Below are 24,527 nucleotides of genomic sequence, written 5' to 3'. Positions count from 1 at the left end.
CCGAAAGCGCGAGGTAGAGTCCGGCGGCGTGCACCTCAAGTCCCTGACCCTGCGAGGCTTCAAGTCCTTCGCGTCCGCCACCACCCTGCGCTTCGAGCCCGGCATCACCTGCGTGGTGGGCCCCAACGGCTCCGGCAAGTCCAACGTGGTGGACGCACTGTCCTGGGTCATGGGGGAGCAGGGCGCCAAGTCCCTGCGCGGCGGGAAGATGGAGGACGTCATCTTCGCCGGGACGACCGGCCGGCCGCCGCTCGGACGCGCCGAGGTCTCGCTGACCATCGACAACTCCGACGGCGCCCTGCCGATCGACTACGCCGAGGTCACCATCACCCGGATCATGTTCCGCGGCGGCAGCAGCGAGTACCAGATCAACGGCGACACCTGCCGACTGCTCGACATCCAGGAGCTGCTCTCCGACTCCGGCATCGGCCGCGAGATGCACGTCATCGTCGGCCAGGGCCAGCTGGACTCCGTCCTGCACGCCGACCCGGGCGGCCGCCGCGCCTTCATCGAGGAGGCGGCCGGCGTCCTCAAGCACCGCAAGCGCAAGGAGAAGGCGCTGCGGAAACTGGACGCGATGCAGGCCAACCTGGCACGCGTCCAGGACCTCACCGACGAGCTGCGCCGCCAGCTCAAGCCACTGGGCCGACAGGCCGCGGTGGCCCGGCGGGCGGCCGTGATCCAGGCCGACCTGCGCGACGCCCGGCTGCGGCTGCTCGCCGACGACCTCGTCACCCTGCGCACGGCCCTGGCGGCGGAGATCGCCGACGAGGCGGCTCTGAAGGAGCGCAAGGAGGCCGCCGAGGCCCAGCTCGCCGGGGCGCAGCGGCGGGAGGCGGAGCTGGAGGAAACGGTGCGGCAGCTCACGCCGCGGCTCCAGCGGGCCCAGCAGACCTGGTACGAGCTGTCGCAGCTGGCCGAACGGGTGCGCGGTACGGCCTCCCTGGCCGAGGCGCGGGTCAAGTCGGCCACCGCTGGGCCCGAGGACGAGCGGCGGGGCCGTGACCCCGAGGACATGGAGCGCGAGGCGGCCCGCATCCGCGAGCAGGAGGCGGAGCTGACGGCTGCCCTGGAGGCGGCCTCCCGCGCCCTGGAGGACACGGTCGAGCACCGCGCCGAGCTGGAGCGGGCCCTCGCCGCGGAGGAGCGGCGGCTGCGGGACGCGGCCCGGGCCCTCGCCGACCGGCGCGAGACCCTGGCCCGGCTGACCGGGCGGCTGGGCGCGGCCCGCTCCCGGGCCGGGGCTGCCCAGGCGGAGATCGAGCGGCTGGTGGCGGCCCGCGACGAGGCGCAGCTGCGGGCGGGCGCCGCGCAGGCGGAGTACGAGGCCCTGGCCGAGGAGGTCGGCGGGCTCGACGACCCCGGGGCGGACGGCGACTACGAGGCCGCGCGGGCCGAGCTGGCCGCTGCGGAGGCGGACCTGACGGCCGCGCGGGACGCGGCCACGGCCGCCGAGCGCTCCCGGGCCGCGGTCGCGGCCCGCCGGGACGCACTCGCGCTGGGGCTGCGCCGCAAGGACGGCACCGGGGCGGTGCTCGCCGCCAAGGAACGGCTGACCGGGCTCCTCGGTCCGGCCGCGGAGCGGCTGACGGTCACCCCGGGGCACGAGGCCGCGGTCGCCGCCGCCCTCGGCGCCGCCGCGGACGCGGTGGCCGTGGCCTCGCCGACCGCGGCCGCCGGAGCCATCCGCCACCTCCGCACGGCGGACGCGGGCCGAGCGGCCTTCCTGATCACCCCGGGCCCGGACCCAGCCGTTCCGGCTGCGCCAGGTGGGCCGGCTGTGCCCGGTGACGGCGTGTCCGGTGGTGCCGGGACGCCCGTGGCCGGGACGCCCGTGGCGGACGTGGTGCGCGGGGAGCCCGGACTGGTGCGGGCCGTGGCGCGGGTGCTGCGGGAGTACGTCGTCGTCGGGACCCTGGAGGAGGCCGAGGCCCTCGTCGCGGCGCACCCCGACGCGGTGGCCGTGACCCTCGAAGGCGATGTGCTCGGGGCGCACCACGCGCACGGCGGTTCCGCAGCCGCCCCCAGCCTGATCGAGGTGCAGGCCGCGGTCGACGAGGCGGGCGCCGAGCTGGACCGGTTGGACGGGCAGTGCGAGGAGCTCGGCGAGGCCCAGGAGGCCGCCCGGGAGCGTCGCCGCGAGCTCGCCGCCCGCGTCGAGGAGGCCGGTGAGCGCCGCCGCGCCGCGGAGCAGGCCAGGGCCGGGGTGGCCCAGCAGCTCGGCCGGCTCGCCGGGCAGGCGAAGGGCGCCGCCGGTGAGGCCGAGCGCACGGCGACCGCCGCGGCCAAGGCGCAGGACGCGCTGGAGCAGGCCCTGGCCGAGGTGGAGGAGTGCGCCGAACGGCTCGCCGCCGCCGAGGAGAACGACCCCGCCGGGGACGAGGGCGAGCAGGAGCCGGACACCGCCGTGCGGGACCGGCTCGCCGCCGACGGGGCCAACGCCCGGCAGACCGAGATGGAGGCCCGCCTCCAACTGCGTACGCACGAGGAGAGGGTCAAGGGCCTGGCCGGCCGGGCCGACGCCCTCGACCGCGGCGCCCGCGCCGAGCGCGAGGCCCGGGCGCGGGCCGAGCGCCGCCGCCGGCGGATGCAGTACGAGGCCACGGTGGCGCGGGCCGTCGCCGACGGTGCCCGCCAGCTCCTCGCCCACCTCGACGTATCCCTCGGCCGCGCCGAGCGGGAGCGCGCGGCCGCCGAGCAGGCCAAGGCCCTGCGCGAGCGGGAGCTCGCCGAGGCCCGCAGCCGCGGCCGCGACCTCAAGGGCGAGCTGGACAAGCTCACCGACTCCGTGCACCGCGGCGAGGTCCTCGGGGCCGAGAAGCGGCTGCGCATCGAACAGGTGGAGGGCCGCGCCCTAGAGGAGTTCGGGGTCGAGGCCGCCGCCCTCGTCGCCGAGTACGGGCCCGACCAGCCGGTACCGCCGAGCCCGCCCGCCGAGGGCGAGGAGCTCCCCGCTGACCCGGAGCATCCCCGCAACCGGCCCGGACCGTACGTGCGGGCGCAGCAGGAGAAGCGGCTGAAGGCCGCCGAGCGGGCCTACCAGCAGCTCGGCAAGGTCAACCCGCTCGCGCTGGAGGAGTTCGCGGCCCTGGAGGAGCGCCACCGGTTCCTCAGCGAGCAGCTCGAGGACCTCCGCAAGACCCGCGCCGACCTGCTCCAGGTCGTACGGGAGGTGGACGAGCGCGTCGAGCAGGTCTTCACGGAGGCCTACCGGGACACCGCCCGGGAGTTCGAGGGGGTCTTCGCGCGGCTGTTCCCCGGCGGCGAGGGCCGGCTCGTCCTCACCGACCCCGACAACATGCTGACCACCGGTGTCGACGTGGAGGCCCGGCCGCCCGGCAAGAAGGTCAAGCGGCTGTCGCTGCTGTCGGGCGGCGAGCGGTCGCTGACGGCCGTCGCCCTGCTGGTGTCCATCTTCAAGGCCCGGCCGAGCCCGTTCTACGTGATGGACGAGGTCGAGGCGGCGCTCGACGACACCAACCTCCAGCGGCTGATCCGCATCATGCAGGAGCTCCAGGAGAGCTCGCAGCTGATTGTCATCACGCACCAGAAGCGGACGATGGAGGTCGCCGATGCCCTCTACGGCGTATCCATGCAGGGCGACGGAGTCTCCAAAGTGATCAGCCAGCGGCTCCGCTGACCTCCTCTCGCTTCAAGAAATGAATCCCTTAACCCGAGTGCCGTGGGACGGTACGGCATCTCGTTCGCTTCATGGCGTTGCTCTCGTCCTATTGACTTCAAGAACTGAACACATAAGCTCGCTCCGCCGCCATATCCATTCGAGTGGTGCCGGATCTTCGGCTGTGCGCCACTGGAAGCACCACCCACCCACCCCGTCCGCCACCGCAGCCGGGCACGCAGGAGCACACCTTGAGCAGCAGCAGGAGCGCAGCGCCGCCGCCGCCCGCGAGCAGCGGGCGCGCCGCCCACCCCGACCACCTCGGGCACGTCGTCTTCATCACCGCCGCCGCCGCGATGGGCGGCTTCCTCTTCGGCTACGACAGCGCCGTGATCAACGGCGCCGTCGAGGCGATCCGGAGCCGGTTCGACATCGGTTCCGAGGCGCTGGCACAGGTAATCGCCGCCGCGCTGATCGGCTGCGCGATCGGCGCGGCCACGGCGGGCCGGATCGCCGACCGGATCGGCCGCATCCGGTGCATGCAGATCGCGTCGGTCCTGTTCGCCGCCAGCGCGGTCGGCTCGGCCCTGCCGTTCGCCCTGTGGGACCTGGCCATGTGGCGGGTCATCGGCGGCTTCGCCATCGGCATGGCCTCGGTCATCGGCCCGGCCTACATCGCCGAGGTCTCCCCGGCGGCGTACCGGGGCCGGCTGGCCTCCTTCCAGCAGGCCGCCATCGTCATCGGCATCGCCGTCTCCCAGCTCGTCAACTGGGGCATCCTCAACATGGCCGGCGGCGAGCAGCGCGGCGAGCTCGGCGGGCTGGAGGCCTGGCAGTGGATGCTGGGCGTGATGGTCATCCCGGCCCTGCTCTACGGCCTGCTGTCCTTCGCCATCCCCGAGTCCCCGCGGTTCCTGATCTCGGTGGGTCGCACCGAGCAGGCCAAGAAGGTCCTCACCGAGGTCGAGGGCTCCGGCATCGACACCGACGTGCGCGTGGCCGAGATCGACCGCGCCATGCGCTCCGAGCACAAGTCCACCTTCAAGGACCTGCTCGGCGGCCGCTTCGGCCTGCTGCCCATCGTCTGGGTCGGCATCGGCCTGTCGGTCTTCCAGCAGCTCGTCGGCATCAACGTGATCTTCTACTACAGCTCCTCGCTGTGGCAGTCGGTCGGCATCGACCCGAGCAGCTCGTTCTTCTACTCGTTCACCACGTCGATCATCAACATCATCGGCACCGTGATCGCGATGGTCTTCGTCGACCGGATCGGCCGCCGTCCCCTCGCCCTGATCGGCTCCGCCGGCATGGCCCTCTCCCTCGGCGCCGCCGCCTGGGCGTTCTCGTTCAAGACCGAGACCGGCGGGGAGATCTCCATCCCCGAGACCCAGGGAACCGTCGCCCTCGTCGCCGCGCACTGCTTCGTGCTCTTCTTCGCCCTCTCCTGGGGCGTGGTGGTCTGGGTGCTGCTCGGCGAGATGTTCCCCAACCGGATCCGCGCCGCGGCGCTCGGCGTCGCCGCGGCCGCCCAGTGGGTCGCCAACTGGCTCGTCACCGTCACCTTCCCGACGCTGTCGGACTGGAACCTGTCCGGCGCCTACATGATCTACACCGGCTTCGCCCTGCTCTCGATTCCGTTCGTCCTCAAGTGGGTGCCGGAGACGAAGGGCAAGGCGTTGGAGGAGATGGGGTAACCACCCCCGCCAACAACCCCGCTCCTCTCGCACGGGTGCTGCCCCGGCTCAGTCCTTGAGCCGGGGCAGCACCTGTTCGCACAGCAGGTGCAGGCTGCGCCAGCCCTCGTCCGGCGGCATCCCGCCGCACAGCGGGTGCAGCACCAGGTTCCCCGCCCCGCCCGCCGCCCGGGCGTACGCGACCGTCTCGTCCGGGGTGAGCACCCGGTACACGCCCTCCGCGCGCAGCTCGTCCACGGTCCGCGCGTGCGAGCGCACGGCGCTGCGGATCTCCTTCGACTGCCAGGAGGCGTACGTGCCGGCCTCGTGCAGGAAGCAGCCGCCGTACCCGGCCCACACCCGGTCCGGGTCCTCGGCGACGTGCAGCAGCGGCGTATCGGCCGCCGGCATCAGGCAGAAGCCCTCCGTGCCGTACTCCGCCAGCCGCTCCGTGTAGTACGCATGGAGCTCCGGCAGGTGCGCGCTCGGGAAGAACGGCAGCCCGAGCCGGGCCGCCCGGCGCGCCGCGGCCCGCGAGCTGCCCCCGACCAGCAGCAGCGGGTGCGGCCGGGTGAAGGGCGCCGGGGTCACCCGCACGGTGCGGCCGCGGAAGGCGAACGGCTCGCCCGTCCACGCCGCCAGCAGCGTTTCGAGCAACTCGTCCTGGAGCCGGCCGCGCCGCCCCCAGTCGACGCCGTGCTGCTCGTACTCCTCGGGCCGGTAGCCGATCCCCGCGACCGTGACGAGCCGGCCGCCGCTCAGCAGGTCCAGTACGGCGATGTCCTCGGCCAGCCGCAGCGGGTCGTGCAGCGGGCCGATGACCGCCGAGACGGTGACGGAGATCCGGCGGGTGGCGCCGAGGACCGCGCCCGCGAACGCGAACGGCGAGGGCAGCCAGTTGTTGCCGGTGCCGTGGTGCTCCTCGGTCTGGACGGTGTCGACGCCGCGGTCGTCCGCGTACCGCGCCATCTCCAGGGCGGCCCGGTAGCGGGCGGACAGGCTCTCGGGGGTGCCGTTCGGATCGACGAGGTTGAACCGGGCCACGGTGACGGGCATGAGGAAAGTCCCCCTTCGCCGGGTGCGGGTGGACGGGCGAAGGGGGACGGTAGCTGACGGTGAGTCAGTTGGACAGGGGGGCGCGTCAGCCGGACAGGGACGCAGCCCGCTCGGACCGCCCGGCCCCCGCCCCCGGCTGCCCGCCCGCCGGGTCCGCCGCCGGGTCCGCCGGCTCCGTCCGCGCCGTGCGCGGCAGGACCGCGTACAGCGCCCCGGAGGTGAGGATGCCGGCCACCCACCCCAGGCCGTTCACCCCGACCCAGGTGCCGGCCAGCGGCCCGGCGAACCAGTCGACCCGGGTGAACAGCAGGCCCACCGCGAGGGCCGCGCCCCACGCCGCCATGGCCTGCCAGGCGTACCCGCCCCGGTACCAGTAGGCGCTGGTGCGGGAGGTGTCCAGCAGGGCGGCCCCGTCGTAGGACGTGCGGCGCAGCATGTCCACGCCGAAGACGCCGATCCACGCCGAGAAGGCCACCGCCAGCAGCGTCAGGAAGGAGATGAACGAGCCGAAGAAGCTGGTGGCGACGACCATCAGCAGGAAGCCGAAGACCAGGCTGATGGCCGCGTTCACGCTGACCGCGGCCGCGCGCGGCACCTTGATGCCGAGCGTCTGCGCGGTGAACCCGGCCGAGTACATCGACATCGAGTTGATCAGCAGCATGCCGACCAGCGCGATCAGCAGGTACGGGACCGCGATCCAGGCGGGCAGCAGACGGCCGATGAAGGAGACCGGGTCCTGCGCGGAGGCCAGGTCCGGGGTTCCGACCGCCATGACCGCGCCCATCAGCACCATCGGGATGACCACGACGGCCGCCCCGCCGACGGTGGCGCCGACCACGCCCCGCGTCGACGCCGTGCGCGGCAGGTAGCGGGTGAAGTCCGGGCCCGACGGCACCCAGCTGATGCCGCCCGCGGCGATCGTTCCGATGCCCGCGACCGTCATCGCGGTGGAGCCGGCCGGCTTGTCGAACACCGCGGACCAGTCCGTCTCGGCGACCAGCCAGCCCAGCACCAGCAGGCTGAACGCCCCGAACAGGTACGTCGACCAGGTCGAGCACACGCGCAGCGCGCCGATGCCGAGCCCGGAGACCAGGAAGGTGCAGCCGACGAACAGCAGCAGGGTGACCACGATCAGGGCGGTGTTCTTCTGCACGCCGAACAGCAGGTCCAGCACCGTCAGCAGCGCGAACGCGCCGCTGACCGCGTTGATCGTCTCCCAGCCCCAGCGGGCGATCCAGATCAGCGCCCCGGGGAAGAGGTTGCCGCGCTGCCCGAACACCGCCCGCGACAGCGCCATGCCGGGCGCGCCGCCGCGCCGGCCGGCGATGGAGATCAGGCCCACGAGCCCGTACGAGACGACCGGCGCGGTCACCGCGACGACCAGCACCTGCCAGATGTTCAGTCCGTTGAAGATCACCAGCCCGGCGCCCATGGTCAGCAGCAGCACGCTGATGTTGGCGGCGACCCAGGTGGGGACGAGCTCGCGGACCCGTCCGGTGCGCTCGTCGTCGGGTACGGGCTCCAGGCCGCGGGTCTCTATCGCGCCGTCGGGGGAATCGGCAGGCATACGTGCTCCGATGGGGTGATGTGCAGAGAGTCACCCATCATCGCCGTTACCGCCTGAAAGGTACAAACCACAGCGGAAGGCCGGAGAGCGGGACGGTCCGGACCCGGCCCGCCGCAGCCGCGGCCCGGACCGGGATGCCCCGGCCCGGGGGACCGGGTCGCGCATACTGAAACGCGTTATGGACATCCTCATCATTGCTGTACTCATCGCCCTGGTCGCGGTCGTCGTGGCCGGCGGGCTCGTGGTCGGCAGCCGCAAGAAGAAGCAGCTGCCGCCCCCGGCGCCGCCGAGCACGCCGACCATCACTGCCCCGCCCGCCGAACCGCAGGTGGGGGAGGACGCCGCCACGACGGCGGAAGAGCCGCGCCGCACGATCGAGGAGGTCGTACTCCCCGAGGCGGAGGCGGCGGCCCCCGAGGCGCCGGTCGTCCCGGCCCAGACCGCTCCCCCCGCCCCCGAGATCGAGGTGCCGGAGCCCACCGCCGGCCGCCTGGTCCGGCTCCGCGCACGGCTCGCGCGCTCGCAGAACTCCCTCGGCAAGGGTCTGCTCACGCTGCTGTCGCGCGAGCACCTCGACGAGGACACCTGGGAGGAGATCGAGGAGACCCTCCTCATCGCCGACGTCGGCGTCGTCCCCACCCAGGAGCTGGTCGACCGGCTCCGCGAGCGGGTCCGGGTGCTCGGCACCCGCACCCCGGCAGACCTGCGCACCCTGCTGCGCGAGGAGCTGCTGACCCTGGTCGGCACCGACCTCGACCGCGCCGTGAAGACCGAGAGCGGCGCCGACACCCCCGGTGTTGTGATGGTCGTCGGCGTCAACGGCACCGGCAAGACCACCACCACCGGCAAGCTCGCCCGCGTGCTCGTCGCCGACGGCCGCAGCGTCGTGCTCGGCGCTGCGGACACCTTCCGCGCCGCCGCCGCGGACCAGCTGCAGACCTGGGGCGAGCGGGTCGGTGCGCGCACCGTGCGCGGCCCCGAGGGCGGCGACCCGGCCTCGATCGCCTTCGACGCGGTCAAGGAGGGCATCGCCGAGGGCGCCGACGTGGTCCTCATCGACACCGCGGGGCGCCTGCACACCAAGACCGGCCTCATGGACGAGCTCGGCAAGGTCAAGCGCGTCGTGGAGAAGCACGGCCCGCTGGACGAGGTGCTGCTCGTCCTCGACGCGACCACCGGGCAGAACGGCCTCACCCAGGCCCGCGTCTTCGCCGAGGTCGTGGACATCACCGGCATCGTGCTCACCAAGCTCGACGGCACCGCCAAGGGCGGCATCGTCGTCGCCGTGCAGCGCGAGCTCGGCGTCCCCGTCAAGCTCGTCGGCCTCGGCGAGGGCCCGGACGACCTGGCCCCCTTCGAGCCGGAGGCCTTCGTCGACGCCCTGATCGGCGACTGAGCCCCCGCACGCGCTCGTACGCACCTCACGCCGGCGCCCCCGCGTTCCGCCCGGAACGCGGGGGCGCCGACGTACCGCCGCGGGCGCTACCGCCGCAGCCGGTGGCAGATGTACGCGAGCGTACCCAGCAGGAGCCGGGCCTGCGGGGGGCCGCCCGCGGAGTCGAGCGCGGGCGGGCGCAGCCAGCCGACGGGGCCGAGACCGGCGTGGTCGGACGGCGGGGCGGTCACGAAGGCCCCCGGCCCGAGGGCGCGCAGGTCGAGGTCGGCGTCGTCCCAGCCCATCCGGTAGAGCAGCTGCGGCAGCTCGGCCGCAGCGCCCGGGGCCACGAAGAACTGGGCCCGGCCGTCCGGGGTCGCGGTGACCGGCCCGAGCGGCAGGCCCATCCGCTCCAGCCGGACCAGCGCCCGCCGCCCCGCCTCCTGTGACACCTCGATGACGTCGAAGCCGCGGCCCACCGGCAGCAGGACCGCTGCGCCCGGGTACTCGCCCCAGGCCGCCGTGACCTCGTCCAGGGTGGCGCCCGCCTTGACGGTGGGGGCGAGCGGGAGCGGGTGCGCGCCCGGCGCGGGGCAGGCCGCGTGGCCGCAGGAGCAGTTGCGGGCGGGGGCCGCGGCCCGGGCGCCGGGGACCACGTCCCAGCCCCACAGTCCGGTGTACTCCGCCACCGCCGTGCACTCCGACGTCCGCCCCCGGCGCCGGGTACCGGAGCGGAACTCCTTGGTGCTGCGGCTGCTGCCGATCGTGAAGCCCATGCCCATGCCCCCTCCAACGGGTTGGATGCGCCGGTGGTTACGACGTCGGCAGGTACGGGTCGGGCCCGGCTTCCGGCGGTCCACCCGGCGCACTCCTCGCCGCGCGCGCCCCGAGCGCACTCCCGTCCAACCGATCATTTCTGGCTCGCTGCCAAGTGAATCGCGCCTGGCGGGTGGCTTCTCCGAGCGCAGGGGTGGCGAATGGTGGCGTTTCGACGATCGGCCTCGCCCTGGGGGTGATCGTAGGATTACTTTCGGTGCACGAACCCGAAAGGCGGACCCGAATGTGGTTATGCCGGAGGCAAGGAGTGAAGGACCTGTGAAGGTCCCCGGCGGCGCCCGCCGTCACGGCCAGGGTTTCGTGAGAACGGACTGAGCGGATGGGGGCGTTCCAGTGGGCGGCAACGGCGCAAGCGGAACGAGCGGAGAACCGGACCTCCCGGGCCCAGCCGCCCGCAACGAACAACTGACCTCGTGGTTCGTGCGCAGCGGCTGGTCCAAGGGCGAACTCGCCCGGCAGGTGAACCGGCGCGCCCGGCAGATGGGCGCCCACCACATCAGCACGGACACCTCCCGGGTGCGCCGCTGGCTCGACGGCGAACAGCCCCGCGAGCCCGTGCCGCGCATCCTGTCCGAGCTGTTCTCCGAACGGTTCGGCTCGGTCGTCGCCATCGAGCAGCTCGGCCTGCGCACCGCCCACCAGACCCCGTCCGTCTCCGGCGTGGACCTGCCCTGGGCCGGCCCGCAGACCGTCGAACTGCTCGGCGAGTTCTCCCGCAGCGACCTCATGCTCGCCCGCCGCGGCTTCCTCGGGACCTCCCTGACCCTCTCCGCGGGCCCCGCCCTGATCGAGCCGATGCAGCGCTGGCTGGTCCCGGTCCCGGCCGCCGAACCCGCCGTCCGCGAGCCCGGCCCCGGCGGCGCGCTGAGCGGCCACCGCCCGCCGCGGCTCTCCGAACCGGAACTGGACCTCCTCGAATCCACCACCGTGATGTTCCGCCAGTGGGACGCCCAGTGCGGCGGCGGACTGCGCCGCAAGGCCGTCGTGGGCCAGCTGCACGAGGTCACGGACCTGCTCCAGGAGACCCACCCGGCGCCCGTCATGAAGCGGCTGTTCAAGGTCGCCGCCGAACTCGCCGAACTCGCCGGCTGGATGAGCTACGACGTCGGGCTGCACCCCACCGCGCAGAAGTACTTCGTCCTCGCGCTGCACGCCGCCAAGGAGGCCGGCGACAAGCCGCTCGGCTCGTACATCCTCTCCAACATGAGCCGCCAGATGATCCACCTCGGCCGCCCCGAGGACGCCCTGGAGCTCATCCACCTCGCCCAGTACGGCAGCCGCGACTGCGCCGGCCCCCGCACCCAGGCCATGCTGTATGCGATGGAGGCCCGCGCCTACGCCAACATGGGCCAGCCCAGCCGCTGCAAGCGGGCCGTCCGCATGGCCGAGGACACCTTCAGCGACATCGCATTCGGCGACGAGCCCGAGCCCGACTGGATCCGCTTCTTCACCGAGGCCGAGCTCAACGGCGAGAACTCCCACTCCTACCGCGACCTCGCCTACGTCGCCGGCCGCAGCCCCATGTACGCCTCCCTCGCCGAACCCGTCATGGAACGGGCCGTCGAACTCTTCGGCAAGGACGAGGTCCACCAGCGCTCCTACGCCCTCAACCTCGTCGGCATGGCCACCGTGCACCTGCTCCAGCGCCAGCCCGAGCAGGCCGTCGCCTTCGTCGACCGCGCTCTCGAAGTGGCCGGAAAGATCCGGTCCGAAAGGGTGAACACCCGGCTGCGGAAGACCGTCGACACCGCCGCCCGTGAGTACGGCGACGTCTCCGAGGTCGTCCAGCTCACCGACCACCTCGCCGCCCGGCTCCCCGAGGCCGCGGAGGCCGTCTGACGGCCCCGCCCGGCCGCCCCCGAGGCCCCGGCCGCGGCAGACACCCCGTGAAGCCCGATCAGGCTCCCCCAGCCAGGACTCCCGGGTGCTGCCGCGGCCGGCCCCCCTGAACCGTTCCGTTCATGGACGCGTAACACGTCCGACCTCTTCGTCACGGTCGCGAAACATCGAGCGGCGCCGCCGGAAACCGGCCTGCGCGAATCTCATGGGCATTAACCGGCCAGCCCAGGTCCCGGGCCCACCCCGGCCCGCACCCTGCGCCGCTGAACGTTCAACGATCGCCCGCACGCGAACGTACCGACGACGAGGAGACGCCGATGGCATCAGCCATCACGACCCTCGCGGCAGACGCCCCGACGCTCTCCGCCGCGAACACCGGGTTCATGCTCATCTGCTCCGCCCTGGTCATGCTGATGACCCCGGGACTCGCCTTCTTCTACGGCGGCATGGTCCGCGTCAAGAGCAGCCTCAACATGCTGATGATGAGCTTCATCAGCCTCGGGATCGTCACGGTCCTGTGGGTGCTCTACGGCTTCAGCATCGCCTTCGGCGCCGACACCGGCGGAGTCGTCGGCTGGTCCCCCGACTACCTCGGCCTCAGCGGCATCGGCATCACCGAGCTCTGGGACGGCTACACCATCCCGGTCTACGTCTTCGCCGTCTTCCAGCTCATGTTCGCCGTCATCACCCCGGCCCTGATCAGCGGCGCCCTCGCCGACCGCGTCAAGTTCAGCGCGTGGGCCCTGTTCACGGCCCTGTGGGTGACCGTCGTCTACTTCCCCGTCGCCCACTGGGTCTGGGCCCCCGGCGGATGGCTCTTCGACCTCGGCGTGATCGACTTCGCGGGCGGCACCGCCGTCCACATCAACGCGGGCGCCGCCGCCTTCGCCGTCATCCTCGTCATCGGCAAGCGCGTCGGCTTCAAGCGGGACCCGATGCGCCCGCACAGCCTCCCCCTCGTCATGCTCGGCGCCGGCCTGCTGTGGTTCGGCTGGTTCGGCTTCAACGCCGGCTCCTGGCTCGGCAACGACGACGGCGTCGGCGCCGTGATGTTCCTCAACACCCAGGTCGCCACCGCAGCCGCCATGCTCGCCTGGCTCGGCTACGAGAAGCTGCGCCACGGCTCCTTCACCACCCTCGGCGCCGCCTCCGGCGCGGTCGCCGGCCTCGTCGCCATCACCCCCGCCGGCGGCTCCTGCTCCCCGCTCGGCGCGCTCGCCATCGGCGCCATCGCCGGCCTGCTGTGCGCCATGGCCGTCGGCCTCAAGTACAAGTTCGGCTACGACGACTCCCTCGACGTCGTCGGCGTCCACCTCGTCGGCGGCATCGTCGGCTCCCTCCTCGTCGGCTTCTTCGCCACCGGCGGGGTCCAGTCCGACGCGGCCGGCCTCTTCTACGGCGGCGGCCTGGAACAGCTCGGCAAGCAGGCAGTGGGCGTCTTCTCCGTCCTCGCCTACTCTCTCGTCGCATCCGCCGTGCTCGCCCTCCTCCTCGACAAGACGATGGGGATGCGGGTCACCGAGGACGACGAGGTCTCCGGCATCGATCAGGTCGAGCACGCCGAGACCGCCTACGACTTCAGCGGGGCCGGCGGCGGCACCTCCGCCCGGAGCACCGCCCCCGCCGCCGCCCCCGCTGCCGCCGCGAGCAAGAAGGTTGACGCATGAAGCTGATCACCGCGATCGTCAAGCCGCACCGGCTGGACGAGATCAAGGACGCCCTCCAGCGGTACGGAGTGCAGGGCCTGACCGTCTCCGAAGCCAGCGGCTACGGCCGCCAGCGCGGCCACACCGAGGTCTACCGCGGTGCCGAGTACACCGTGGACCTCGTGCCCAAGATCCGCATCGAGGTCGTCGTCGAGGACGACGACGCCGAGCCGGTCATGGAAATCCTGGTGAAGGGCGCCCGTACCGGCAAGATCGGTGACGGCAAGGTGTGGAGCGTCCCGGTGGACGCCCTGATCCGCGTCCGCACCGGCGAGCGCGGCGCCGAAGCGCTCTAGCGACGGGAGACCCTGGGTGACGAGCGTCGACGAGACCACGGACACCTCCGACCCGGGACCCAGCGGCTACGCCGCGGCCCGGCTGCGACTCCTCCAGCAGGAGTCGCGGTCCGGGCCCTCGCGGCGTTCCGCGCTGGCCGGGCTGACCGACGACTGGCTGAACGCCCTGTTCACCACCGCCGCGCGGGAGACCGGCGTACGCGGCGCCGCCCTCGTCGCCGTCGGCGGCTACGGGCGCGGCGAACTCTCCCCGCGCAGCGACCTCGACCTGCTCCTCCTCCACGACGGCAAGGCCGCCCCCGCCGACCTGGCCCGCCTCGCCGACCGCATCTGGTACCCCGTCTGGGACCTCGGCCTCGCCCTGGACCACTCCGTGCGCACCCCCGGCGAGGCCCGCCGGACCGCCGCCGAGGACCTCAAGGTCCACCTCGGACTGCTCGACGCCCGCGCCGTCGCCGGCGACCTCGGCCTCCTCACCGGCCTGCGTGCCTCCGTCCTCGCCGACTGGCGCAACCACGCCCCCAAGCGCCTGCCCCGCCTGCACGCCATGTGCCGCGAACGCGCCGACCAGGCCGGCGAACTCCGCTTCCTTCTCGAACCCGACCTCAAGGAGGCCCGCGGCGGCCTCCGGGACATCACCGCCCTGCGCGCCGTCGCCGCCTCCTGGGTCGCCGACGCACCCCGCGAGGGCCTCGCCGAGGCCCGCCGCCGACTCCTCGACGCCCGCGACGCCCTCCACCTCGTCACCGGGCGCGCCGGTGACCGGCTCGCCCTCCAGGAACAGGACCAGGTCGCCGCCCGGCTCGGCCTGCTCGACGCGGACGCGTTGCTCCGCGAGGTCTACGAGGCCGCCCGGACCGTCGCCTACGCCACCGACGTCACCTGGCGCGAGGTCGGCCGCGTCCTGCGCGCCCGCGCCGCCCGGCCCCGGCTGCGCGGACTCCTCGGCAGCCGCGGCCCCGCCGCCGAACGCGCCCCGCTCGCCGAGGGCGTCGTCGAGTCCGACGGCGAGGCCGTCCTCGCCCGCGCCGCCCGGCCCGAACGCGACCCCGTCCTCGCCCTGCGCCTCGGCGCCGCCGCCGCCCAGGCCGGGCTGCCCGTCTCGCCGCACGCCGTGCGCCGCGTCGCCGCCCAGAGCCGGCCGCTGCCGGTGCCCTGGCCCGCCGAGGCCCGCGAACAGCTCCTCACCCTGCTCGGGGCGGGGGAGCCGACCGTCGGGGTCTGGGAGGCCCTGGAGGCCGAGGGCATCGTCTCCGCGCTCCTGCCCGACTGGGAGCGGGTCCGCTGCCGCCCGCAGCGCAACCCCGTCCACACCTGGACCGTCGACCGGCACCTGGTGGAGACCGCCGTCCGGGCCTCCGCCATGACCCGCCGCGTCGGCCGCCCCGACCTGCTGCTGATGGCCGCCCTGCTGCACGACGTCGGCAAGGGCTGGCCCGGCGACCACTCCGTCGTCGGCGAGACCATCGCCCGCGACACGGCCCTACGCCTCGGCTTCGACGCCGCCGACGCCGACGTCCTGGCCACCCTGGTCCGCCACCACCTGCTGCTGGCCGAGACCGCCACCCGGCGCGACCTCGACGACCCCGCGACGGTCCGCTCCGTCGCCGAAGCCGTCGGCACCCCCGGCACGCTGGAACTCCTGCACGCCCTCACCGAGGCCGACGCGCTCGCCACCGGGCCCGCCGCCTGGTCGGCCTGGCGGGCCTCCCTGGTCGCCGACCTGGTCCGGCGGGTCGCCGCCGTCCTCGGCGGGGCCCCCGTCCCCGGACAGCCCGACCCGGCGCCCTCCGCCGAGGAGGAACGGCTCGCGGTGGAGGCCCTGCGGACCGGGGAACCCGTCCTGGCCCTGCACACCCGGCACGAGGAGGACGCCGTCGGGGTGGAACTCGCCGTCGCCGTCCCCGACCAGCCGGGCGTGCTCCCCGCGGTGGCCGGGGTCCTCGCCCTGCACCGGCTCACCGTCCGCGCCGCCGACCTGCGCGCGCTGGAACTCCCCGACCCGCTCGGCGAGGTCCTCGTGCTCCGGTGGCGGGTGGCCGCCGAGTACGGGCGCCTGCCCGAGGCCGCCCGGCTCCGCGCCGACCTCGTCCGGGCCCTGGACGGCTCCCTCGACGTCTCCGCGAAGCTCGCCGACCGGGAGGCGGCGTACCCGCGCCGGCGCGGGGTGGTCCCGCCGCCGCCCCGGGTCACCGTGGTCCCGGACGTGTCCTCGCTCGCCACCGTCCTGGAGGTGCGGGCGCCCGACGGGGTGGGGCTGCTGCACCGGATCGGGCGGGCGCTGGAGGGGGCGGGCGTCCGGGTCCGCAGCGCGCACGTCTCGACGCTGGGCGCGAACGCCGTGGACTCGCTGTACGTCACCACGGTCGAGGGCAAGCCCCTCGACCCCGGCGGCGCGGCCGCCGCGGCCGAGGCCCTCGCCACCGCCCTGTCCTAGCCGCGCCGCCGCCCGCCGCTGCGCGGAGCCGTTTCCCCGGCTTCGCCCCTTCCCGAAACCGGGGACCCGGCCCCGGCCCCGGCGCCTCAACTGCCGGCGGGCCCCAAACTCGGGGCTCCGCCCCGGACCGCGCCCGAAACGCCGGCAAGGCTGGAACGACACCGGAACCGCCGCGCAGCGGCACGATCCAGCCCGCGCGGCGTTTGAGCGCACCCGGCGCGAAGCGCCCGGAACGGCGTCCAGGGCGGAACCCCGGTTTCGGGAAGGGGCGGGGCGGTGACGAAAGTCGCCCGCAGGGCCGGGTAGGCGGCCGGGACCGATACCCTGGGGTACGACCACCACCGCCCCCGACCCGAGGAATCGCGACCACCGTGTTCGATACGCTTTCCGACCGCCTCAGCGCGACTTTCAAGAGCCTTCGCGGCAAGGGCCGCCTGAGCGAGGCCGACATCGACGCGGCGGCCCGGGAAATCCGTATCGCCCTCCTCGAGGCCGACGTCGCTCTCCCGGTCGTCCGCTCCTTCATCGCGAACGTCAAGGAGCGCGCCCGCGGTGCGGAGGTCTCCAAGGCGCTCAACCCGGGCCAGCAGGTCCTCAAGATCGTCAACGACGAGCTGGTCTCGATCCTCGGTGGCGAGACCCGCCGCCTGCGGTTCGCCAAGACCGCCCCCACCGTGATCATGCTCGCCGGTCTCCAGGGTGCCGGTAAGACCACCCTCGCCGGGAAGCTCGGCTTCTGGCTGAAGGGCCAGGGCCACACCCCGCTGCTCGTCGCCTGCGACCTCCAGCGCCCCAACGCGGTCAACCAGCTGGGCATCGTCGCCGAGCGCGCCGGCGTCGGCTTCTACGGCCCGCAGCCCGGCAACGGCGTGGGCGACCCGATCCAGGTCGCGAAGGACTCCATCGAGTACGCGCGCACCAAGCAGCACGACATCGTCATCGTCGACACCGCCGGCCGCCTCGGCATCGACGCCGAGATGATGCAGCAGGCCGCGGACATCCGGGACGCGGTCTCGCCCGACGAGATCCTCTTCGTCGTCGACGCGATGATCGGCCAGGACGCGGTCAACACCGCCGAGGCCTTCCGCGACGGCGTCGGCTTCGACGGCGTCGTGCTCTCCAAGCTCGACGGCGACGCCCGCGGTGGTGCCGCGCTCTCCATCGCGCACGTCACCGGCAAGCAGATCATGTTCGCCTCGAACGGCGAGAAGCTCGACGACTTCGACGCGTTCCACCCGGACCGCATGGCGGGCCGGATCCTCGACATGGGTGACATGCTCACCCTCATCGAGCAGGCCGAGAAGACCTTCTCGCAGGCCGAGGCCGAGAAGATGGCGGCCAAGCTCGCCAAGGGCCCCAAGGAGTTCACGCTCGACGACTTCCTGGCCCAGATGGAGCAGGTCCGCAAGATGGGCTCCATCTCCAAGCTCCTCGGCATGCTGCCCGGCATGGGCCAGATCAAGGACCAGATCAACAACATCGACGAGCGCGACGTCGACCGCACCGCCGCGATCATCAAGTCGATGACCCCGGCCGAGCGCCAGGACCCGACGATCATCAACGGCTCGCGCCGCGCCCGTATCGCCAAGGGCTCCGGTGTCGAGGTGAGCGCGGTCAAGAACCTGGTGGAGCGGTTCTTCGACGCCCGCAAGATGATGTCCCGCATGGCCCAGGGCGGCGGCATGCCCGGTATGCCGGGCATCCCCGGGATGGGCGGCGGCCCCGGCCGCCAGAAGAAGCAGCCCAAGCAGGCCAAGGGCAAGCGCAAGAGCGGCAACCCGATGAAGCGCAAGCAGGAGGAGCTGGAGGCGGCCACGCGGCGCGAGCAGGCCGCGCAGGGCGGTGTGCCCGGTGCCGCCGGCAGCCCGTTCGGCCTGCCGGCCGGGGGCCAGTCGGTCCAGGACTTCGACCTGCCGGACGAGTTCAAGAAGTTCATGAAGTAGCGCGACGAGCAGCCCGACGACCGGTCGAGCGCTGCTGTACGGGCCCCGTCCGCGAGATGCGGCCGGGGCCCGTCCGCGTCCGCGTGCGGTCCCGTGGACGTCCGGAAGCCGCCGTCCGGAATATCCCTTATGGTCGGCCGGGAGGACGGCAGTAAGGAGGCCACGGTGCCCAGCCCCACTCCCGCACCGCCCCGCGACCGGGCCGACACCCCCTGGCGGTCGGAGGGTGCGCCGCCCGGCCCGCAGCCGAGGAAGCGCATGCCCGGCGGTGGCTGGCGCGGGCTGGTGCTGGCCGCCCTCGTCGTGTTCCTGGTGACCAACCTGGTGCTGTCGTTCTTCAACGAGCCCGACGAGCCGACGATCTCCTACACCGAGTTCAGCAAGCAGGTCGCCGCCGGGAACGTCTCGAAGATCTACTCCAAGGGCGACGCCATCCAGGGCGAGCTGAAGGCGAAGCAGCCGCTGCCGCAGGGCGGCGAGGAGAAGGGCGACTACACCAAGTTCGTCACCCAGCGGCCGGCCTTCGCCGAGGACGACCTGTGGGCCGATCTCACCAAGCAGAACGTGACCGTGACGGCCTCCCCGGTCGTCGTCCAGCGCAGCTTCCTGGCCAACCTGCTGCTCTCGCTCGCCCCCATGCTGCTGCTGATCCTGCTGTGGGTGTTCATCGCCCGCCGGATGGGCTCGGCGATGGGCGGCGGCCTCGGCGCGCTGGGCCGCAAGGCGCCGCCCCGGCCCGTGGAGCTGGAGCAGGGCGCGAAGCGCACCACCTTCGAGGACGTGGCGGGCATCGACGAGGTCGCGGGCGAGCTGAGCGACGTCGTCGACTTCCTGAAGGACCCCCAGCGCTACCGGAGGATGGGCGCCCGGATGCCCGGCGGCGTCCTCCTCTCGGGCCTGCCCGGCACGGGCAAGACCCTGCTGGCCCGCGCGGTCGCCGGCGAGGCGGGCGTGCCGTTCTTCTCCGCGTCGGCCTCCGAGTTCATCGAGATGATCGTCGGCGTCGGCGCCTCCCGGGTCCGGGAGCTGTTCGCGGAGGCGCGCAAGGTCGCGCCCGCGATCATCTTCATCGACGAGATCGACACCATCGGCCGGGCCCGCGGCGCCGGGGGCGGCATCGGCGGCCACGACGAACGCGAGCAGACCCTCAACCAGATCCTGACCGAGATGGACGGCTTCTCCGGCTCCGAGGGCGTCGTCGTGATCGCCGCGACCAACCGGGCCGACGTCCTGGACCCGGCCCTCACCCGCCCCGGCCGCTTCGACCGCACGGTCACCGTCTCCCCGCCCGACAAGAGCGGCCGGGAGGCGATCCTGCGGATCCACACCCGCGAGATCCCGCTCGCCCCCGACGTGGACCTGGAGCACGTGGCCGCCACCACCCCCGGCATGACCGGCGCCGAGCTCGCCAACCTCGCCAACGAGGGCGCGCTGCTGGCGGTCAAGCGGGGGCGGGACGCGGTCACCCGGGCCGACCTGTCCGAGGCCCTGGAGAAGGTGCAGCTCGGCGCGGAACGGCCGCTCGTCATGCCGCAGGAGGAGCGCCGCCGCACCGCGTACCACGAGAGCGGGCACGCCCTGCTCGGCATGCTCCAGCCGGGCGCCGACCCGGTCCGCAAGGTCACGATCGTGCCGCGCGGGCGGGCCCTCGGCGTCACCCTGTCCACACCGGAGGCGGACCGGTACGCCTACACCGAGGAGTACCTGCGCGGCCGGATCATCGGGGCGCTGGGCGGCATGGCGGCCGAGCACACCGTGTACGACGTGATCACCACCGGGTCCGAAAACGACCTGGAGCAGGTCACCGGCATCGTCCGCGGCATGGTCGGCCGGTGGGGCATGAGCGAGCGCATCGGCCGGCTCACCGCGATCCCGTCCGACCCGCAGAGCCCGTACGGGCTGGTCGCGGCCCCGTCCACGCTCGACGCGGTGGACGTGGAGATGCGCCGGATCGTGGACGAGTGCTACATGGAGGCCTGCCGCCTGCTGCGCGAACACCGGCCGAAACTGGACGCCCTCGCCGAGGCCCTGCTGGAGCACGAGACCCTGGACGAGGCCGCCGCGTACGCCGCGGCCGGCGTCCCGCGCCTGGCGAAGTGACCCCCGGGGCCCCGTCGCCGGGGCCGTCCGAGCGGCCGCGCCCGCTCCCGGGCCCGTTCCCCCGTCAGGGCACCCGGGCGATCACGTAGCGGAAGATGTTCGGCAGCCAGACGGCGCCGTCCGCCCGCTCGTACGGGTGAAGTGCCTCGGTGAGCTCCTTCTCCACCTGCGCCGGGTCGCACGAGCGGTCGTACAGGCCGGTCGAGAGCAGACCCCGCACCGCACTGTCCGCATCGGCGTACCCGAAGGGGCAGAACACGCGGCCCGACCCGTCGGGCACCAGCCCGGCCTCCGCCACCAGCGCGTCCAGGTCCTGCGGGACCGGGCCGCAGCCCTGCACGGCCGGCACGGTGCACCGCTCCGCCGGGCCCCAGCCGGCCAGGACGACCGCCCCGCCGCGCCGGACCGCAGGCAGGGCCGCGGCCAGGGTCGCCGCCGACGTCGAGAAGCCGAGCAGTACGTCGTACGGCCGGACGGCCGCCGCCGGCGGGGCCGCCGCCACCTCCAGCAGCCGTTCGCGCGCCAGTGCCCGCCGGGCCGGATCCGCCTCCACGCCCGTGGTGGCCGCTCCCCGCCCCTCGGCCAGCAGCAGGGCCAGCCCGGCTCCGCAGTCCAGGCCGAGCAGCCGGTCGCCCGGCCCGATCTCCAGCCGGTCGAAGACCGCCTCGTACAGCGGTACGAGCATCCGCTCCTGGATCTCCGCCCAGTCCCGGGCGGCGAGTGTCGGCGTCGGCGTCGGTGTCATCGAAAGAGCGCTCCTGATTCCTTGTCGCCCCCTTGCCCCCGTTGCCAGAGAACTCCCCATTCGCCCCCGCGTCCAGAGGAGTGCGCCACCCGATTCACGGATCGAGCACCCGGCGCCGTACCATTCGCGCCATGGCAAAGGCTCCCGTTCTCACCCCCCAGGCGGAGGATTTCCCCCGCTGGTACCAGGATCTGATCAACAAGGCCGAACTGGCCGACAACGGCCCAGTGCGCGGCACGATGGTCATCCGACCGTACGGCTACGGGCTGTGGGAGCGGATGCAGCAGGAGATGGACGCCCGGATCAAGGAATCGGGCGCCCAGAACGCGTACTTCCCGATGTTCATCCCGCAGGCCTACCTGACCAAGGAGGCCGAGCACGTCGAGGGCTTCGCCCCCGAGCTCGCCGTCGTCACCCACGGCGGTGGCAAGGAGCTGGAGGAGCCGGTCGTCGTCCGCCCGACCTCCGAGACGATCATCAACGACTACTTCTCGAAGTGGGTGCAGAGCTACCGCGACCTGCCCCTGCTGATCAACCAGTGGGCCAACGTGGTCCGCTGGGAGATGCGCCCCCGCGTGTTCCTCCGTACGAGTGAGTTCCTCTGGCAGGAGGGCCACACCGCCCACGCCACGTACGAGGACGCCCGCGACTACGCCGCGCACATCCACCGGAACGTGTACGGCGACTTCATGACGAACGTGCTCGGCATCGACGTCGTGCTCGGCCGCAAGACCCCCAAGGAGCGCTTCGCCGGCGCCATCAACACCCTCACCCTCGAGGGCATGATGGGCGACGGCAAGGCCCTCCAGATGGGAACCAGCCACGAGCTCGGCCAGAACTTCGCCAAGGCGTTCAACACCTCCTACCTGTCCAAGGAGGGCAAGCAGGAGCTGGTCTGGCAGACCTCGTGGGGCGTCTCCACCCGCATGGTCGGCGGTCTGATCATGTCGCACGGCGACGACAACGGCCTGCGGGTCCCGCCGCGCCTGGCCCACGTCCAGGTCGTCGTCATGGCGATCAAGGGCGACGAGGCCGTGGCCAAGGTGCGCGAGCTCGGCGACCGCCTGAAGGCCGTCGGCCTGCGGGTCCAGGTCGACGACCGCGTCGACGTCCCGTTCGGCCGCCGCGCCGTGGACTGGGAGCTCAAGGGCGTCCCGGTGCGCATCGAGATCGGCCCCCGCGACCTGGAGGCCGGCACGGCGATGCTGGCCCGCCGGATCCCGGGCGGCAAGGAGCCGGTGCAGATCGACGCCCTGACGGACCTGCTGCCCAAGGTGCTGGAGGAGGACCAGGCGCAGCTGCTGCGGGAGTCCCGCGAGCGCCGGGAGTCCCGTACGACCGACGTGGCCACCATCGAGGAGGCCGCCGAGGCCGCGGTCGCCGGCGGCTGGGCGCGGATCCCGTGGGACGTGCTGGGCCCGGAGGGCGAGGCCAAGCTGGGCGAGCAGGCCGTGACCGTGCGCTGCCTGATCGCCGAGGACGGGTCGGTTCCGGAGTCGGACGACGCCCCCGGTACGCTCGCCATCGTCGCGCGGTCGTACTGATCGTCGACCGGTGATCGACGCAGGGTGACACTTGACGCGCCCCGGCGTGCGGCACGAGCCGCGCGCCGGGGCTGACGTCTTTCGGTCGTCGTTACGTACCGACTCCTCCTGGGATCGACGCACCCGTCCTCGTCGGGACGCATCAGGCTGAACTGACTGGTACGTGCAAAAAATTTGGAATGGCCCGGAATCGGAACACCGGGGCCCCTCGGCTCGTTGTCACGACGTGAGCACGACACCACCTGTTCTCGCCGCAGAGCTGGCGCAGGCGTGGGCCGACATTCAGCGGCACCACCCCGAGCTGCCCGATCTTGCCGCCCCCGAGTCCCTGATCGGAGAGTCCTCGTCCGCCTGCGGCGCCGAACTCTCCTTCGAGCGACTGCTGCACGAGGCAGTCCACGGCATCGCCGCCGCCCGCGGAGTGCGCGACACCTCCCGGGCCGGCCGCTACCACAACCGCAGATTCCTCGCGATCGCCGAGGAGATGGGGCTGGACCACTCCGACGAGCCGCACCCGAGCAGCGGCTTCTCCCTGGTCACGCTCAACGCCGAGGCGAAGAAGCGCTACCGGCCGACCATCGAGCGGCTGCAGCGCGCGCTCAAGGCGCATACGGTCGCGACGGCCGCGGACACCAAGCGCAGCTTCCGCGGGCCGGCCGCGCGGCACGGCTCCTCGGGCGGCGGCGTGCGTGTCAAGGCGGTCTGCGACTGCGGGCGCAACGTGCGGGTGGTCCCTTCCGTGCTGGCCCAGGCGCCGATCGTGTGCGGCGGCTGCATGAAGCCCTTCCGCATCCCCGAGGTCGCCGTCACCGCCGCCGCGTCCTGATCCGGCGGCGTACGGCGCCGCGGGCCGGTGCCACTGATCACCGGCCCCGGGGAGGAGGCGCCGTCGGCATGTGGCACAATGGCAAGCTGTACTCGACAGTCGCACAGGACCCCTCTCTCCTCCGGCTGACGCGTCCATCGGGCATCCGAGTACCGCAACCCCACGTGGCATCTCAAGTGCCCAACCACGTCAAGTTCAGGAGACACCACTCCAGTGGCAGTCAAGATCAAGCTCAAGCGCCTCGGCAAGATTCGCTCTCCGCACTACCGCATCGTCGTCGCCGACGCCCGCACCCGCCGGGACGGCCGCGCGATCGAGGAGATCGGCATCTACCAGCCGACCTACAACCCCTCGCGCATCGAGGTCAACGCCGAGCGCGCGCAGTACTGGCTGTCCGTCGGCGCCCAGCCGACCGACGCCGTGCTCGCCATCCTGAAGCTGACCGGCGACTGGCAGAAGCACAAGGGCCTGCCGGCCCCGGCGCCGCTGCTGCAGCCGGCCACCAAGGAAGACAAGCGCCGCTCCTTCGAGGAGTTCGCCAAGGCCCTCGAGGGCATCGGCGAGACCAAGGGCGAGGCCATCACGCAGAAGAAGAAGGCCGACAAGAAGGCGGACGAGGCTGAGGCCGCCGCCGAGTCGACCGAGGCCTGAGCATGCTCGAGGAGGCTCTTGAGCACCTCGTAAAGGGCATTGTGGACAACCCCGACGACGTGCAGGTCGCCTCGCGCAACCTGCGGCGCGGGCAGGTGCTCGAGGTCCGGGTCCACCCGGACGACCTCGGCAAGGTGATCGGCCGCAACGGCCGCACCGCACGTGCCCTGCGCACCGTCGTGGGCGCCATCGGCGGCCGCGGCATCCGCGTCGACCTCGTCGACGTGGACCACGTCCGCTGAGCAGTTGAATCACCGGCACGGGCCGGGGAGGGCATGCGTGCCCGCCCCGGCCCGTCGTCGTCTGGACAGGAGAG

The 24,527-nt window shown here is 73.1% G+C and carries 17 protein-coding genes; 13 read left to right on the top strand and 4 right to left on the bottom strand.

The features are described from left to right. Nucleotides 1-28: 28 nt before the first annotated feature. Together smc and ACSHWO_RS10305 are read left to right on the top strand one after the other, a co-directional pair. A complete protein-coding gene (gene smc / locus ACSHWO_RS10310) occupies nt 29-3,640 on the top strand; it encodes a chromosome segregation protein SMC (RefSeq protein ID WP_438311336.1) in 3,612 nt (1,203 codons plus the stop codon). A 230-nt stretch (nt 3,641-3,870) separates the two neighbouring features. Beyond that, nucleotides 3,871-5,310 (top strand): sugar porter family MFS transporter, encoded by a 1,440-nt coding sequence (locus tag ACSHWO_RS10305; protein WP_361095218.1) that lies wholly within the window; start codon nt 3,871-3,873, stop codon nt 5,308-5,310. Between the two features lie 48 nt (nt 5,311-5,358). Here the strand turns inward: ACSHWO_RS10305 and ACSHWO_RS10300 are convergent, their stop codons facing one another. Both ACSHWO_RS10300 and ACSHWO_RS10295 read right to left on the bottom strand, forming a co-directional pair. Continuing rightward, nucleotides 5,359-6,345, bottom strand: coding sequence for an LLM class flavin-dependent oxidoreductase (locus ACSHWO_RS10300; protein ID WP_438311333.1), 987 nt, complete (start codon nt 6,343-6,345; stop codon nt 5,359-5,361). 85 nt (nt 6,346-6,430) lie between these two features. After that, nucleotides 6,431-7,912 (bottom strand): cytosine permease, encoded by a 1,482-nt coding sequence (locus tag ACSHWO_RS10295; protein ID WP_385849198.1) that lies wholly within the window; start codon nt 7,910-7,912, stop codon nt 6,431-6,433. A gap of 178 nt (nt 7,913-8,090) precedes the next feature. Between ACSHWO_RS10295 and ftsY the strand changes: the two genes are divergently transcribed. Further along, nucleotides 8,091-9,308, top strand: a complete 1,218-nt coding sequence (gene ftsY, locus ACSHWO_RS10290; RefSeq protein WP_438311330.1) for a signal recognition particle-docking protein FtsY — start codon at nt 8,091-8,093, stop codon at nt 9,306-9,308. Between the two features lie 86 nt (nt 9,309-9,394). On the opposite strand, the gene ACSHWO_RS10285 is transcribed toward ftsY, so the two are convergent. Beyond that, a complete protein-coding gene (locus ACSHWO_RS10285) occupies nt 9,395-10,063 on the bottom strand; it encodes a bifunctional DNA primase/polymerase (RefSeq protein WP_404242064.1) in 669 nt (222 codons plus the stop codon). A gap of 394 nt (nt 10,064-10,457) precedes the next feature. On the opposite strand from ACSHWO_RS10285, the gene nsdA reads away from it, so the two are divergent. From nsdA to ftsH, 6 genes are all read left to right on the top strand, one after another. Further along, entirely contained in the window at nt 10,458-11,963 is a 1,506-nt protein-coding gene (nsdA, locus tag ACSHWO_RS10280; RefSeq protein WP_438311327.1) for a transcriptional repressor NsdA, read from the top strand. 317 nt (nt 11,964-12,280) lie between these two features. Next, on the top strand, nt 12,281-13,630 hold the full coding sequence (locus ACSHWO_RS10275) for an ammonium transporter (protein WP_438311325.1): 1,350 nt from the start codon (nt 12,281-12,283) through the stop codon (nt 13,628-13,630). Beyond that, the gene (locus tag ACSHWO_RS10270; protein WP_361095233.1) at nt 13,627-13,965 is read left to right on the top strand and encodes a P-II family nitrogen regulator; all 339 of its coding nucleotides are present in this window, start codon (nt 13,627-13,629) and stop codon (nt 13,963-13,965) included. Before ACSHWO_RS10275 ends, ACSHWO_RS10270 begins: the two co-directional genes overlap by 4 nt. 16 nt (nt 13,966-13,981) lie before the next feature. Further along, a complete protein-coding gene (locus tag ACSHWO_RS10265; RefSeq protein ID WP_438311322.1) occupies nt 13,982-16,402 on the top strand; it encodes a [protein-PII] uridylyltransferase in 2,421 nt (806 codons plus the stop codon). A gap of 371 nt (nt 16,403-16,773) precedes the next feature. Continuing rightward, nucleotides 16,774-18,345: a signal recognition particle protein gene (gene ffh / locus ACSHWO_RS10260; RefSeq protein WP_361095238.1), complete on the top strand. Its 1,572-nt coding sequence runs from the start codon at nt 16,774-16,776 to the stop codon at nt 18,343-18,345. 129 nt (nt 18,346-18,474) lie between these two features. Continuing rightward, nucleotides 18,475-20,445, top strand: a complete 1,971-nt coding sequence (gene ftsH / locus ACSHWO_RS10255) for an ATP-dependent zinc metalloprotease FtsH (RefSeq protein ID WP_385843243.1) — start codon at nt 18,475-18,477, stop codon at nt 20,443-20,445. Nucleotides 20,446-20,509: 64 nt separating this feature from the next. On the opposite strand, the gene ACSHWO_RS10250 is transcribed toward ftsH, so the two are convergent. After that, a complete protein-coding gene (locus tag ACSHWO_RS10250; RefSeq protein WP_361095243.1) occupies nt 20,510-21,190 on the bottom strand; it encodes an SAM-dependent methyltransferase in 681 nt (226 codons plus the stop codon). Nucleotides 21,191-21,321: 131 nt separating this feature from the next. On the opposite strand from ACSHWO_RS10250, the gene proS reads away from it, so the two are divergent. From proS to ACSHWO_RS10230, 4 genes are all read left to right on the top strand, one after another. Next, nucleotides 21,322-22,734, top strand: a complete 1,413-nt coding sequence (gene proS / locus ACSHWO_RS10245) for a proline--tRNA ligase (RefSeq protein ID WP_438311318.1) — start codon at nt 21,322-21,324, stop codon at nt 22,732-22,734. 226 nt (nt 22,735-22,960) lie between these two features. After that, nucleotides 22,961-23,560 carry a hypothetical protein gene (locus ACSHWO_RS10240; RefSeq protein ID WP_361095249.1) on the top strand — a complete coding sequence of 200 codons (600 nt, stop codon included), beginning with the start codon at nt 22,961-22,963 and terminating at the stop codon, nt 23,558-23,560. A gap of 213 nt (nt 23,561-23,773) precedes the next feature. Then, a complete protein-coding gene (gene rpsP / locus ACSHWO_RS10235) occupies nt 23,774-24,211 on the top strand; it encodes a 30S ribosomal protein S16 (RefSeq protein ID WP_179176226.1) in 438 nt (145 codons plus the stop codon). Between the two features lie 2 nt (nt 24,212-24,213). Continuing rightward, entirely contained in the window at nt 24,214-24,453 is a 240-nt protein-coding gene (locus ACSHWO_RS10230; RefSeq protein ID WP_031107040.1) for an RNA-binding protein, read from the top strand. Nucleotides 24,454-24,527 lie beyond the last annotated feature (74 nt).

The organism is Streptomyces pallidus (ex Mingjun et al. 2026), from assembly GCF_051550185.1.
Lineage (GTDB): Bacteria > Actinomycetota > Actinomycetes > Streptomycetales > Streptomycetaceae > Streptomyces.
This window is presented reverse-complemented; position numbering and strand designations above follow the sequence as displayed.

Excerpts from the sequence above, each read along its gene's own strand:
- proS (WP_438311318.1), top strand. The coding sequence starts at position 21,322 with ATGGCAAAGGCTCCCGTTCTCACCCCCCAGGCGGAGGATTTCCCCCGC.
- ACSHWO_RS10295 (WP_385849198.1), bottom strand. The coding sequence starts at position 7,912 with ATGCCTGCCGATTCCCCCGACGGCGCGATAGAGACCCGCGGCCTGGAG.
- ACSHWO_RS10250 (WP_361095243.1), bottom strand. The coding sequence starts at position 21,190 with ATGACACCGACGCCGACGCCGACACTCGCCGCCCGGGACTGGGCGGAG.
- ACSHWO_RS10275 (WP_438311325.1), top strand. The coding sequence starts at position 12,281 with ATGGCATCAGCCATCACGACCCTCGCGGCAGACGCCCCGACGCTCTCC.
- ACSHWO_RS10285 (WP_404242064.1), bottom strand. The coding sequence starts at position 10,063 with ATGGGCTTCACGATCGGCAGCAGCCGCAGCACCAAGGAGTTCCGCTCC.
- ACSHWO_RS10300 (WP_438311333.1), bottom strand. The coding sequence starts at position 6,345 with ATGCCCGTCACCGTGGCCCGGTTCAACCTCGTCGATCCGAACGGCACC.
- ftsY (WP_438311330.1), top strand. The coding sequence starts at position 8,091 with ATGGACATCCTCATCATTGCTGTACTCATCGCCCTGGTCGCGGTCGTC.
- ACSHWO_RS10270 (WP_361095233.1), top strand. The coding sequence starts at position 13,627 with ATGAAGCTGATCACCGCGATCGTCAAGCCGCACCGGCTGGACGAGATC.
- ACSHWO_RS10230 (WP_031107040.1), top strand. The coding sequence starts at position 24,214 with ATGCTCGAGGAGGCTCTTGAGCACCTCGTAAAGGGCATTGTGGACAAC.
- ftsH (WP_385843243.1), top strand. The coding sequence starts at position 18,475 with ATGGTCGGCCGGGAGGACGGCAGTAAGGAGGCCACGGTGCCCAGCCCC.